Source organism: Lonepinella sp. BR2271, assembly GCF_051851515.1.
In the GTDB taxonomy this organism is placed as follows: domain Bacteria; phylum Pseudomonadota; class Gammaproteobacteria; order Enterobacterales; family Pasteurellaceae; genus Lonepinella.
This window is the reverse complement of record NZ_JBPDVF010000009.1, coordinates 18512-32090: the sequence shown is the minus strand read 5'-3', so window position 1 is coordinate 32090 and position 13579 is coordinate 18512. Positions and strand designations below refer to the sequence as shown.

General features: G+C 43.3%; 12 protein-coding genes. 3 read left to right on the top strand and 9 right to left on the bottom strand.

The window, feature by feature from the left end; translation table 11 throughout:
* The first annotated feature begins 11 nt into the window (after positions 1-11).
* Complete coding sequence (gene ilvC, locus ACTG7X_RS07970; RefSeq protein WP_439257977.1) at positions 12-1493, top strand: ketol-acid reductoisomerase; 1482 nt, start codon at positions 12-14, stop codon at positions 1491-1493.
* A 57-nt stretch (positions 1494-1550) separates the two neighbouring features.
* On the opposite strand, the gene ACTG7X_RS07965 is transcribed toward ilvC, so the two are convergent.
* The 4 genes from ACTG7X_RS07965 to carA all read right to left on the bottom strand — a co-directional run bounded on the left by ACTG7X_RS07965 (position 1551) and on the right by carA (position 6943).
* Positions 1551-1793 carry a hypothetical protein gene (locus ACTG7X_RS07965; protein ID WP_439257975.1) on the bottom strand — a complete coding sequence of 81 codons (243 nt, stop codon included), beginning with the start codon at positions 1791-1793 and terminating at the stop codon, positions 1551-1553.
* 129 nt (positions 1794-1922) lie between these two features.
* Positions 1923-5129 (bottom strand): carbamoyl-phosphate synthase large subunit, encoded by a 3207-nt coding sequence (gene carB, locus ACTG7X_RS07960; RefSeq protein WP_439257974.1) that lies wholly within the window; start codon positions 5127-5129, stop codon positions 1923-1925.
* 19 nt (positions 5130-5148) lie between these two features.
* Positions 5149-5805, bottom strand: coding sequence for a Fic family protein (locus ACTG7X_RS07955; RefSeq protein WP_439257973.1), 657 nt, complete (start codon positions 5803-5805; stop codon positions 5149-5151).
* Between the two features lie 10 nt (positions 5806-5815).
* Complete coding sequence (gene carA, locus ACTG7X_RS07950; RefSeq protein WP_439257972.1) at positions 5816-6943, bottom strand: glutamine-hydrolyzing carbamoyl-phosphate synthase small subunit; 1128 nt, start codon at positions 6941-6943, stop codon at positions 5816-5818.
* Positions 6944-7209: 266 nt separating this feature from the next.
* Here carA and ACTG7X_RS07945 point away from each other — a divergent pair, with 266 nt between their 5' ends.
* Positions 7210-7959, top strand: coding sequence for an MlaA family lipoprotein (locus tag ACTG7X_RS07945; protein ID WP_439257971.1), 750 nt, complete (start codon positions 7210-7212; stop codon positions 7957-7959).
* Positions 7960-7988: 29 nt separating this feature from the next.
* Positions 7989-8483 (top strand): YfbU family protein, encoded by a 495-nt coding sequence (locus tag ACTG7X_RS07940; RefSeq protein WP_439242637.1) that lies wholly within the window; start codon positions 7989-7991, stop codon positions 8481-8483.
* A 96-nt stretch (positions 8484-8579) separates the two neighbouring features.
* Here ACTG7X_RS07940 and ACTG7X_RS07935 read toward each other — a convergent pair whose 3' ends face one another.
* The 5 genes from ACTG7X_RS07935 to pgl form a co-directional block, all read right to left on the bottom strand.
* Positions 8580-10115: a YifB family Mg chelatase-like AAA ATPase gene (locus tag ACTG7X_RS07935; RefSeq protein ID WP_439257970.1), complete on the bottom strand. Its 1536-nt coding sequence runs from the start codon at positions 10113-10115 to the stop codon at positions 8580-8582.
* A 97-nt stretch (positions 10116-10212) separates the two neighbouring features.
* The gene (yihA, locus tag ACTG7X_RS07930; protein ID WP_439257969.1) at positions 10213-10839 is read right to left on the bottom strand and encodes a ribosome biogenesis GTP-binding protein YihA/YsxC; all 627 of its coding nucleotides are present in this window, start codon (positions 10837-10839) and stop codon (positions 10213-10215) included.
* 61 nt (positions 10840-10900) lie between these two features.
* On the bottom strand, positions 10901-12355 hold the full coding sequence (gene gnd, locus ACTG7X_RS07925; protein ID WP_439257968.1) for a decarboxylating NADP(+)-dependent phosphogluconate dehydrogenase: 1455 nt from the start codon (positions 12353-12355) through the stop codon (positions 10901-10903).
* A 55-nt stretch (positions 12356-12410) separates the two neighbouring features.
* The gene (locus tag ACTG7X_RS07920; protein WP_439257967.1) at positions 12411-12839 is read right to left on the bottom strand and encodes a toxin-antitoxin system YwqK family antitoxin; all 429 of its coding nucleotides are present in this window, start codon (positions 12837-12839) and stop codon (positions 12411-12413) included.
* A gap of 37 nt (positions 12840-12876) precedes the next feature.
* Positions 12877-13575, bottom strand: coding sequence for a 6-phosphogluconolactonase (pgl, locus tag ACTG7X_RS07915; protein ID WP_439257966.1), 699 nt, complete (start codon positions 13573-13575; stop codon positions 12877-12879).
* Positions 13576-13579 lie beyond the last annotated feature (4 nt).

Here is a 13579-nt window from a genome sequence, read left to right as displayed (position 1 = left end):
GGAAAATAAAAATGTCTAACTATTTCAACACCCTAAATCTACGCCAAAAACTCGACCAACTCGGTCGTTGCCGCTTTATGGAACGTGACGAATTTACCGATGGCTGCAACTTCTTAAAAGGCAAAAAAGTTGTCATTATCGGTTGTGGTGCACAAGGCTTAAACCAAGGTTTAAATATGCGTGATTCTGGCTTAGATGTGAGCTATGCGTTACGTCCAGAAGCCATTGCAGAAAAACGTGCGTCATTCCAACGTGCTAGCGAAAATGGTTTTAAAGTGGGTACTTACCAAGAACTCATTCCAACTGCGGATTTAGTCATCAACTTAACCCCAGACAAACAACACTCAAAAGTAGTAGCAGATGTCATGCCTCTAATTAAAAATGGTGCTGCATTTGGTTATTCTCATGGTTTTAACATCGTTGAAGTGGGCGAGCAAATTCGCAAAGACATTACGGTGGTGATGGTTGCACCAAAATGCCCGGGGACGGAAGTCCGTGAAGAATATAAACGTGGTTTTGGTGTGCCAACCTTAATCGCTGTTCACCCTGAAAATGATCCGAAAGGTGAAGGCATGGCAATCGCTAAAGCATGGGCAAGTGCCACAGGGGGCGACCGTGCAGGTGTATTAGAATCTTCATTCGTGGCTGAAGTAAAATCTGATTTAATGGGCGAACAAACCATTCTTTGCGGTATGTTACAAGCAGGATCTATCGTCTGCTACGACAAATTAGTGGCTGACGGCAAAGACCCAGCTTATGCAGGTAAATTAATTCAATACGGTTGGGAAACCATTACTGAAGCGTTAAAACAAGGTGGTATCACGCTGATGTTAGATCGCTTATCTAACAGCGCCAAATTGCGTGCCTTTGAATTATCTGAACAAATCAAAGAGGAATTAGCGTTCTTATTTGAAAAACACATGGACGATATTATCAGTGGCGAATTTTCCTCCACCATGATGGCAGACTGGGCGAACGATGATGTGAACCTATTAACATGGCGTGAAGCCACAGGCAAAACCGCCTTTGAAAATTCACCAAAAGGCGACAACATCAAAATTTCTGAACAAGAATACTTTGATCACGGCGTGTTAATGGTAGCGATGGTGAAAGCGGGTGTAGAATTGGCATTTGACACCATGGTGGCAAGTGGTATTTATGAAGAATCCGCTTACTACGAATCTTTACACGAATTACCATTAATTGCCAACACCATTGCTCGTAAACGTTTATATGAAATGAACGTGGTAATTTCTGATACAGCAGAATATGGTAACTATCTATTCTCCCACGTGGCAACACCAATTTTGGCAGAAAAAGTGATTCCAACCTTACAAAAAGGCGACCTAGGTGAACCTGCACCAACGGTTGAAATTGATAACGTGTTATTACGTGATGTGAATGATGCGATTCGCAATCACCCGATTGAATTAATCGGTCAAGAATTACGTGGTTATATGACAGATATGAAACGTATTTCATCTCAAGCATAATTGAAATGAATGTGAAAAGTGCGGTAGAAAATACCGCACTTTTTGTTTATATAACAACTAATTAGCTGGTTTTAAATCTGGTTTACCCGCTGGTTTTTCAAAACCTTTTTCTTTCATACAAGCTGCAAATTTACTACGGTCTGCATTTTGTCCCACAGATTCACGACAAGATTTCATTGCTGCTTCAAGTTGTGGATTGTGTGGGCGTTCACCACGTGGACCTTGCGGACGTTGGTTTGATTCTGATGTACAAGCCGTTAATAAAACAGCTAAGAATGATACTCCGAGTAATTTTTTCATATAAAAGTTTCCTTGTTTAAAGATTAAAAAGACGGACAAAATGTCCGCCTTGATTAGAATGTAAAGAAAAGAAATAGTTCCCTCTTTTGATTTAACTAAACACATTTTTTGTGTCTAGTTGTTTGGCTCTTACTGCAACCGCTGATGCAAACCTTGTAACGAATACACATCACACCCCGCAAGGCTTTTCACGCCCTCTACCAAAGCCTCAGCCCCTGACAGGGTGGTTTGTAAAAAGACTTTTTGTTGCAACGCACTTTGGCGAATGGAATGACTGTCCGTCACGCTTTCTGGAGTGCTACCCACGGTGTTGATAATCATGGCAATTTCACCGTTTTTAATCGCATCCACAATATGCGGGCGCCCCTCACGGACTTTATTCACAATTTGAGCCGAAATGCCATTGTCCCGTAAGAATTTAGCGGTTCCCATGGTGGCACATAAACCGTAGCCTTGTTCTTGTAGACGGCGAGCCACTGGCAATAGGCGGGCTTTGTCTTTGTTATCCACCGATACAAAGACTTTACCGGTTTTTGGAATCCGTTCATTTGCCCCAAGCTCTGCTTTCAAAAAGGCCTCGGAGAACGTTTTACCCACGCCCATCACTTCGCCTGTTGAACGCATTTCAGGCCCTAAAATCGTATCCACCCCAGGGAATTTAATAAACGGGAACACGGCCTCTTTGACGGAGTAATAATCAGGGATCACTTCGCCTGAAATACCCTGTTCCGCAAGGGAAATACCCGCCATTACTCGAGCAGCAATTTTCGCCAAGGAACGTCCTGTGGCTTTGCTGACAAATGGCACGGTACGGCTGGCACGAGGGTTGACTTCTAACACATAGATCACGTTATCCTGTACCGCAAATTGCACATTCATTAAGCCTACCACATTCAGAGCTTGCGCCATGGCCACGGTTTGACGGCGGATTTCATCTTGTACATCTTGGCTTAAGGAGTAAGCGGGCAACGAGCAAGCGGAGTCGCCACTGTGAATGCCTGCTTGCTCAATATGTTGCATAATGCCACCGATGACCACCTCTTTGCCGTCACAAATACAATCCACATCCACTTCAATGGCATTGTTCAAGAAATGGTCAAGCAAAATCGGGCTGTCATCCGACACTTGCACTGCCTCACGCATATATTTGTTGAGTTCGTCCACGTTATACACAATTTGCATGGCTCGACCACCCAATACATAAGACGGACGTACCACCAGCGGATAGCCCACTTCTTCCGCTAATTTCACCGCCTCAATCGCATTGCGAGCAGTACGGTTGTTCGGTTGTTTTAAGCCGAGATCGTGCAAGATTTGTTGAAAACGTTCACGGTCCTCGGCGGCATCAATGCTATCGGCAGAGGTGCCAATAATATTCACGCCGTTGTCGTGCAAGGCATTGGCGAGTTTCAGCGGGGTTTGACCGCCGTAATGCACAATCACGCCGTACGGATTTTCCACATGGATAATTTCCAACACATCTTCCAGCGTCAACGGCTCAAAATATAAACGATCCGATGTATCAAAATCGGTCGAAACCGTTTCAGGGTTACAGTTGACCATAATGGTTTCAAAACCGCTTTCACGCAAGGCAAGGGCGGCATGAACGCAACAGTAGTCAAACTCAATACCTTGCCCGATACGGTTTGGACCGCCACCTAAAATCATAATTTTTTTGCGATCCGTTGGACGGCTTTCGCATTCTTCTTCGTATGTTGAATACAGATAAGCGGTGTCGGATTTAAATTCGCCCGCACAGGTATCCACTCGTTTGTAAACAGGGTGCAAATCTAATAAATTTCGTTTATTTCGCACCGCGGTTTCGCCAGCTTGAGTGAGCTGCCCGATACGTTTATCGGAAAAGCCTTTGCGTTTTAAGCGACGAAGTTCAGCGTAATCCAATTCGTCTAGCGTGCGTTTTTCTAAGGCTAATTCTTCTTGCACTAAATCTTGAATTTGAATCAAAAACCACGAATCGATTTTGGAATAATGATGGACTTCTTCCAAGCTAAAGCCTGCACCGAATGCGTCTGCTACATATAAAATTCGGTTCGGGCCTGGATTGCCTAATTCGCTACGGATTTTTTCAGGCTCTTCGGAAAGCAAATTGAAACCGCAAATCCCTGTTTCTAAGCCACGCAAGGCTTTTTGTAAACTTTCTTGGAAGGTACGCCCCATTGCCATCACTTCGCCCACGGATTTCATTTGCGTAGTTAAACGGTCGTCCGCTTGTGGGAATTTTTCAAAGGCAAAGCGTGGGACTTTGGTCACCACATAGTCAATGGACGGCTCAAAAGAGGCAGGAATTAAACCGCCTGTAATGTCGTTGCGAAGTTCGTTAAGCGTATAACCCACCGCCAATTTGGCTGCTACTTTGGCGATCGGAAAGCCTGTTGCTTTACTTGCCAACGCCGAAGAACGACTGACCCGTGGATTCATTTCAATCACGATCATCTCGCCATTGTCAGGGTTAATAGCAAATTGCACATTTGAACCGCCCGTATCCACGCCGATTTCACGCAACACCGCCAAGCTGGCGTTACGCATAATTTGGTATTCTTTATCGGTCAAAGTTTGAGCAGGGGCAACGGTGATACTGTCGCCCGTATGCACGCCCATTGGGTCAAAGTTTTCAATGGAACAGACGATAATGCAGTTATCCGCTTTGTCCCGCACCACTTCCATCTCGTATTCTTTCCAACCGAGTACGGACTGCTCAATCAACAATTCGTGGGTCGGTGAGGCATCAAAACCCCGTTCACAAATGGCTTGAAATTCATCACGGTTATAGGCAATCCCACCGCCTGAACCACCCATTGTAAATGACGGACGAATCAAGGTTGGAAAACCCACTTCTTCCTGTGCTTTCCAGGCTTCATCGAAAGTATGGCACACAAAAGATTTTGGCGTATTTAGCCCAATTTTCGCCATGGCTTCTTTAAACCGTCCACGATCTTCGGCTTTATCAATAGCGTCTTCCGTTGCCCCGATGAGTTCCACATTGTATTTTTTCAACACGCCGTTTTTAGACAAATCCAAGGCACAATTTAACGCCGTTTGTCCGCCCATGGTTGGCAAAATGGCATCAGGACGTTCTTTTTCAATGATTTTTTCCACGGTTTGCCATTGAATTGGCTCAATGTAGGTCACATCCGCCATATTCGGATCGGTCATAATGGTGGCAGGGTTGGAGTTCACCAACACCACTTTATAGCCCTCTTCCCGCAAAGCCTTACAAGCCTGCGCCCCCGAATAGTCAAATTCACAGGCTTGCCCAATGACAATTGGACCTGCCCCGATAATTAATATTGTGTTTATGTCGTTACGTTTTGGCATTTTTTATTTCCTGTTTTCTTTAATCTTTGACAATCCCATACAAACAATGCTGATATGTCCATTCAATAATTTCTGTATCATCGCCACTTTCATAAAAGTTGGAAAGTCGCTCGTGCCATGGTTCCAATTGTTGTTCGTTAATATTTAACACGCCCGCCCCTGCTTGAATCAGCAAATAATTGGCACAAATAATCGCCGTGCGTTTATTGCCGTCCCAAAATAGTTGATTTCGCATCAGGTAATACATTAATTTTAACGCTTTTTCCGTGGCAGAAATGGGCTGATTGATAATTTGTGCAAACCTTTGTTCAACGGCTTGTGGATTGGGAATTTCTGGCACATAAGCCACGCCACTAATCCCCACCTTGCCCGTGCGTAATTCGCCCCACGCCAGTGATTCATTATACGCCACAAAGCCATTGATTTTACAAGCAAAAGCTAAATTAAAAGGCAAATCGCTTTTTAAAATAAATTGCCACGCATTTTTTAAATTTAAAATCACCTGAATATCGTCCGTTGACACCCCGCTCACGCTCATGCCGCTCACAATGGTTTGGGTTTGCGGAAAAGTGGTGTTGACGTTTTCCAGTCGTGAAATACTGTGGATCACTTCCACAATATTTTTCTTCGCCAGAAAACGATCTTCTTGTAGAGTTAAATTAAATTTATTTTGCATGGCTATCTTCTTACGCTTTCGCTTTTCTCATCTCGCCAATAAATCTATCAAACAAATACGCCACATCATTCGGCCCCGGACTGGCCTCTGGGTGTCCTTGGAATGAAAATGCCGATTGGTCGGTGAGTTCAATGCCTTGTACCGAGTTATCGAACAACGAACGGTGGGTCACTCGCACATTAGCTGGCAAACTGTGTTCATCCACTTCAAAACCGTGATTTTGGCTGGTAATCAACACATTGCCACTGTCTAAATCTTGCACCGGATGATTAGCGCCGTGGTGGCCGAATGGCATTTTTTTAGTTTTACCGCCTGCGGCTAGACCTAATAATTGATGTCCTAAGCAAATGCCAAAAATCGGTTTTTTGCATTTTAATAAGGTTTGGATTGCTGAAATGGCATAATCGCAAGGTTCTGGGTCGCCCGGTCCGTTGGAAAGAAAAATACCATCAGGGTTTAAGGCCAACACGTCCTCGGCTGAAGTTTTAGCCGGCACAACCGTGATATTGCAACCCCGCTCCGCCAACATTCTTAAAATATTACGTTTCACGCCGAAGTCGTACGCCACAATATTAAATTCAGGATGTTTCGTTTCCACATAGCCTTTGCCGAGTTGCCATTCGCCTTGTGTCCATTGATAAGGTTCGTTAGACGTCACTTCTTGAGCTAAATCTTTGCCTGCCATTGAGCCAAAACTTAACGCCAGTTCCAAGGCTTTTTTCTCGTCAACTTCACCGGTCATAATACAACCAGCTTGTGCTCCTTTGTCACGTAAAATTCGGGTTAAACGGCGAGTGTCAATATCCGCAATCGCCACCACATTATTGGCTTTTAAATAATCTGAAAGGCTTTGGTTAGCACGGAAATTACTATGCGTTAAGGGTAAATCACGAATAATTAAGCCAGAGGCAAAAACCTGTTGGCTTTCAAGATCTTCAATATTGCAACCAGTGTTGCCAATATGGGGATAAGTGAGCGTGACGATTTGTTGAAAATAGGAAGGATCAGTTAAAATTTCTTGATAGCCGGTCATGGCAGTATTAAAAACGACTTCGCCGATAGTGTAGCCCTCAGCACCAATAGAGATGCCGTGAAAAACACTGCCGTCGGCAAGCACGAGAATGGCTTGTGCGGACATAATTGCTCCTGAATGTGTGGTTGAACACTTACAAATATTCATTAACCAAAGATTGTTGATGACAATCTCTTGAGGTGAATTGGTTAAATTCAAGCTATTCTATCAAGCCCCGATCCGCTTGTAAAGTTGCAAAGAAATATATTTATGCAACAAAACTGAATTAATATTCATTTTATGCAGTTTTTAATCTAAACTGCGGTAAATTTTTTTGTAGATTTTGCCTAACTCATTTACAATAAGCAAAATTCTATTTGGAAATCAACTTAATGAAAAAAACAACGCTCTTTTCCACCGCACTTTGTAGCCTTGTGTTACTGAGTGGCTGTACTAACACGCTCGATCCCGTCACGGGAGAACGTCAAGATCCTTTACAAGGATTTAACCGCACGATGTGGGATTTCAACTACAAAGTTCTCGACCCTTATTTATTGAAACCGGCCGCCAAAGGTTGGAATGCCTTGCCAAGCCCTGTCACTACAGGAATTTCAAATGTGGCCAATAACCTTGATGAACCTGTGAGCTTTGTGAACCGCTTATTAGAGGGCGAGGTCAAAAAAGCCATGGTGCATTTTAACCGCTTTGTGATTAACTCGACCTTTGGCTTAGGCGGATTAATTGACTGGGCCAGTTATAGCGATCCACTCAAAATTGAACACCAACGCACTTTCGGCGATAGCCTCGGCAGTTATGGCGTAGAGGCGGGTACCTATGTGGTTCTCCCCGTCTATAATGCCACCACACCTCGAGAATTAACTGGTTCCGTGGTTGATACCGCTTATACCTATCCTTTCTGGCATTGGGTTGGCGGAGCTTGGTCGTTAGTCAAAACCGGCGTGCAAGCCGTGGACACCCGTGCCAAAGCCATAGATAAAGAGGCCTTGTTAGAACAAGCACAAGATCCGTACATTACATTCCGTGAGGCTTATTATCAAAACCTTGAATATCGTGCCACAGATGGTAATGTAAAAGTGAAAGAAAGCGGGCTTTCAAAAGAAGATTTAAACAGTATCGACTAAATAAAATTTAAAGAAACAAGGAATTTATTATGGAAATGACATCAACACAACGCTTAATTTTAAGCAATCAATATAAATTAATGGGTTTACTTGAACCTGAAAATAAAGCGAAATATGCCCGTTTAGAGGCTATCGTAAAAGGTGGCTTTGCGCGTGAATTAAAAGAACTGGATCAAGAATTTAATGACATTTCATTAGAAGAATGCCAAACCGTGCTAGATACGCTCGAAATGTATAAAGCCTTACATGTTTCGTACAACAATTTAACCGATAAATCCACGGTAACGCCTCACCGCTTACAATTTGTGGGCTATTGTGCGGTGCGTGAGAAAAAATATTTAAGCTACTTGCGTTTTATTACCGGTGTTGAGGGCAAATATCAAGAATTTATGCGTTGTGAACACGGCTGCGACTCACAAACCCCAATGTGGGATAAATACACCAAAATGCTTGATGAATGGCGTAATTGCCCGCATGGTTATCATTTAAGTATTCAAGAAATTCAGAATATTTTAAATGCCTAAATCTCATTAAAAAAAGACCGCACTTTGTTGAACAACATGCTCAGACACAAAAAGTGCGGTTTATTTTTGTCTATTTTTTTCTCTCTAAACCATTGATTACTCGTGTAATTTCAACAATAACCGATCCATGGTGCGATAGCCCAACGCCTCGGCTAAATGGGCTTGGGTAATGTGTTCTGATTCCGCCAAGTCCGCAATGGTGCGTGACACCTTTAGAATACGGTGATAGGCTCGTACGGATAAGCCTAACTTCGTTAGCGCATTTTCCAAAAACATCGCCTCTTTTTCTGATAACGGGCAATAGCGTTCAATTTCCTTACTGGTTAAATGGGCATTCACTTTACCTTGTCGAGCGAACTGAATTTCCCTCACTTTTAGCACCTTTGCACGCACTTGTTCGCTCGTTTCCCCACGATCTTCTTGACATTGTAATGCGCCTTGTGGTAATAATGGCACTTCAATAGAGAGATCAAAACGATCTAAAAACGGGCCAGACAGGCGGTTTAAATAACGAATGATTTGCTGTGGTGAGGTACGGTTATGCGAGCCTTGATAATGGCCAGTAGGGCTTGGGTTCATGGCCGCAACTAATTGAAATCTGGCAGGAAATTGTATCTTTGCGTTAGCACGAGAAATCACAATTTCGCCACTTTCTAAGGGTTGGCGCAAGGCGTCCAATACTTTACGTTCAAATTCGGGCAACTCATCTAAGAAAAGAATGCCATTGGTTGCTAATGATATCTCGCCAGGTTTTGGGATCGAGCCTCCACCCACTAAAGCAGGTAAAGAGGCACTATGATGAGGGTGCCGAAAAGGACGCTTTTTCCAGTTCGCAAAATTCAGTTCATTTTGAACCAGACTGGTGACAGAAGCCGTCTCAATGGCCTCTTGATCGCTCATTTCTGGCAGTAAGTCAGTTAATCGGCTGGCTAACATGGTTTTGCCTGTCCCCGGTGGCCCTAATAACAGCAAATTATGCTGCCCCGCTGCCGCAATGGTTAAAGCGCGTTTAGCATGATGTTGACCAATAATATCGGTTAAATCTTGCTGATTTTGCACCGCACTTTGCTGTGCATTTTCCCTGACCTGTTCAGCCATTTGGCTCGCCGTGGGTAAATTTAATTGATTGCCGAGAAACTGCACCACTTCCAACAAGGAATGAGCATAGTAACTGTCATGGCCCGAAATAAGCGAGGCCTCATTGGCATTCTGTGGCGCAATAATCATGGTTCTTTTCGCTTTCTGGGCGGCTAAAATGGCAGGAATGACGCCTTGTACACCACGTAAATTACCCGTTAACGCCAGTTCACCCAAGAACTCAAATTGACGTAATTGCTCCGCATTAATTTGCCCTGAGGCCGCCAAAATGCCCAAGGCAATCGGCAAATCAAAACGTCCCCCCTCTTTGGGCAAATCCGCTGGAGCGAGATTCACCGTAATACGTTTCGGGGGATATTTAAACTGCGCATTAATCAACGCACTTCGTACCCGATCTTGCGCCTCTTTCACGGTTTTTTCTGGCAATCCAACTAACACAAAATTCGGCTTACCATTGCTAATATGCACTTCAATGGTCACCAGAGGGGCTTGCACCCCGATAGAGGCACGGCTATAAACAATCGCTAACGACATGACTTTTCCTTTTTTATGGCTAAATTAGAAAAAGCATAAAAAAATACACCGCGCTTTGCAAAAACTACGGTGTATTTTTGGAATCAAGATCACAAAATTAACTCTTTTCACCCTCAAAAGTGGGACTAAACCAGTCATTTAATTTCGCCGACAAGCGATCTATGCCGATTTTATTGAGTGCTGAAAATGGCTCAACTTGCACATCACCCTGAAAAGGTAAAATCGCCTCACGCACCATTTTTACGGTTTTTGATCGGGCACTTTGGCTGAGTTTATCGGCTTTGGTGAGTAATAATAGGACAGGCAATTCTGAGGCCACCGCCCATTCAATCATTTGCTGATCGAGATCTTTTAACGGATGACGAATATCCATTAAAATCACTACGCCTTGCAAGCATTCTCGTTTCTGCAAGTATTCCGATAAAGACTTCTGCCATTGCAATTTCATTTGTTCTGGCACCGCCGCATAACCATAACCAGGCAAATCCACCAATTTACATTGTGGCTCCACGTCAAACAGATTGATTAACTGCGTCCGCCCTGGAGTTTTTGAGGTGCGAGCCAAGTTTTTTTGATTGGTTAAGGCATTCAGTGCGGTGGATTTTCCTGCATTTGAGCGACCAGCAAAAGCAATCTCAATTCCCGTATCTTCTGGCAACTGGGTAATATTTGCTGCACTGGTGAGAAAATGGGTTTTATGGTAGTTTAATTTTAATTCGGACATTTTTTTCTCTCTTGACGTGGGGAAAAACCATGTCAGTTCTCCCCCACCAGATATTGCTCAACTACACATCATACGTCGTTGATGCCGTATTGCCACCACGTCCTGTCCAGTTAGTATGGAAATGCTCGCCACGTGGTTTGTCAGTACGCTCATAAGTGTGCGCACCGAAATAGTCACGTTGGGCTTGTAGCAAGTTCGCTGGTAAATTAGCGGAGGTATAGCCATCTAAGAATGTAATCGCACTTGCCATACAAGGCATTGGAATGCCCACTTCAATCGATTTTGCCACCACTTTACGCCAGTCTGCTAAGCAGTTTTCTAAAATGCCTTTGAAATACGGATCAGACCCTAAGAACACTAAATCAGGATTAGTTTCATAAGCATCACGGATATTGCCTAAGAAACGGCTACGAATAATACAGCCTTCACGCCATAATAACGCCGTTGCACCGTAATTAATATTCCACTCAAAATTCTCTGACGCCTCACGAATCAACATAAAGCCTTGGGCGTAAGAGATGATTTTTGATGCCAATAAGGCACGGCGAACGGCCTCAATCCACACTTTTTTATCGCCCGTGACTTGCGAGATGGTTTTGTTGAACAATTTAGACGTAGCAACACGTTGATCTTTGAAAGAAGAAACACAACGAGCAAATACCGATTCGGTGATTAAGGTTAATGGAATACCGAAATCAAGGGCGTTAATTCCTGTCCATTTGCCCGTACCTTTTTGACCTGCGGTATCTAAGATTTTTTCTACTAACGGCGAACCATCAGCATCTTTATACGCTAAAATATCGGTAGTAATATCCACTAAATAGCTGTCTAATTCGGTATTTTTCCATTCTTGGAAAATGGCGTGCATTTCATCATAGCTTAAGCCTAGCCCGTCTTTTAAGAATTGATAGGCTTCACAAATTAATTGCATATCACCATATTCAATGCCGTTGTGTACCATTTTCACGAAATGACCTGAACCGTCTTTGCCAACCCAGTCACAGCAAGGCTCACCTTTATCTGTTTTCGCAGAAATGGCTTGGAAAATGGGTTTCACATAAGGCCATGCGTCTTGGCTACCACCAGGCATAATCGACGGCCCATGTCTTGCCCCCTCTTCACCGCCTGATACGCCCGAACCAATAAAGCGAATCCCTTTCTCGCTCAAGGCTTTCACTCGGCGGTTGGTATCAGGGTAATTTGAGTTACCGCCGTCAATGATAATATCGCCTTGCTCTAAGTGCGGTAACAAGGCGTCAATAAATTGATCCACCACATCGCCCGCACGCACCATTAACATCACTTTGCGTGGTTTTTCTAATTTGGCGGCTAAGTCTTCTAATGAGTAAGCCCCAATGATATTTGTGCCTTTCGCTGCACCTTGTAAGAACTCGTCAACTTTGCTGGTGGTGCGGTTATACGCCACCACTTTAAAGCCGTTGTCGTTCATATTTAAAATCAAATTTTGTCCCATTACCGCTAAACCGATAACGCCGATGTCGCCTTTAACTGACATTTTTTTCTCCTGTTGAGTTAAATTAATTCTGCTCTAAATTTATTATGCTTGATTACTATTGTATATCTTGGAGTAACTTACCTTGTTCATCATACGTTTGGTAACGAACCACTACACCATCTTTATATAAAACTTTTGTTCTTAATTTCCCTTCTGCTGTATATCCTTCAGACCAACCTTGAGCCAATCCATCAACCAAAGGAGTATGTGAATGCAACTGCCCATTTGGATAATACACATCAATATATTTATCCGCAAAGTGATCCTTAAAGACCGTTTTATATGTTCTTCCTTGACTAATCTTACCCGTATATTCTCCATCCTTAACGCCTTTAGGTGCAGGGGTTTTTGGATGTACTCTGTATTGTTCAGGAATTTGTTCTATACCTATTTCTTTTTTTTGAGAAAATTGTTCAGATGAACTGCTAACACATCCCGTTAAGAGTACTACTATGACAGACATAAAGATAAATCTATTTTTCATTTCCAACTCCTAATTATTGACCATATTTCTAAATAAATTACAGTAATTTCGCTGCCCCACGATCCAAAATCCACTCCGTTACTCCATTGGAACTTTGAATTTTCGCCGCAGGATAAGGCAGTTGGTCAGCAGAGTGCGTAGCAATTTCTTTGAGAATTTCTGCTTTCGTTTCACCTGTCACTAAATAGCTAATCCGTTTCGCTTGGCTCAATAATTTCGCTGTTTTCGAAATGCGTAGCTGTCCGCTTTCTGGGTGTTTGGCAATCACCACTAAATTCGGATCATTGAAATTCGTTTGATGGGGGAATAAGGATGCCGTGTGTCCGTCATTGCCCATCCCTAAAATAATCCAGTCAAATTCACCGTTGGGAATATTGGCTTGAATGTCTTGTTCAAAACGAGCGAGTTCAGCTTGTGGATCATTTTCGCCCCGAATGCGGTGAATATTTTCCGCAGGGATTTCAATATGATCGAATAACAGTTTTTGTACTTCGCCGTAATTGCTTTCCGGATCCGCTGGGGAAACCATACGTTCATCGCCCCACCAAAAATGCAAATTTTTCCACCGCACTTTGCTGTTAAACGGTGCTTGAGCAAGGATTTTAAACAGCAATTTTGGCGTACTGCCACCCGATAAGGAAATATGCACAGCTTTATCCTGTTGACTTAATTGCAAAAACTGCTCGGCAATGTTTTCCACCGCTTGTTGTGCCGTCTCAAAAATAATGGTATTCATATTT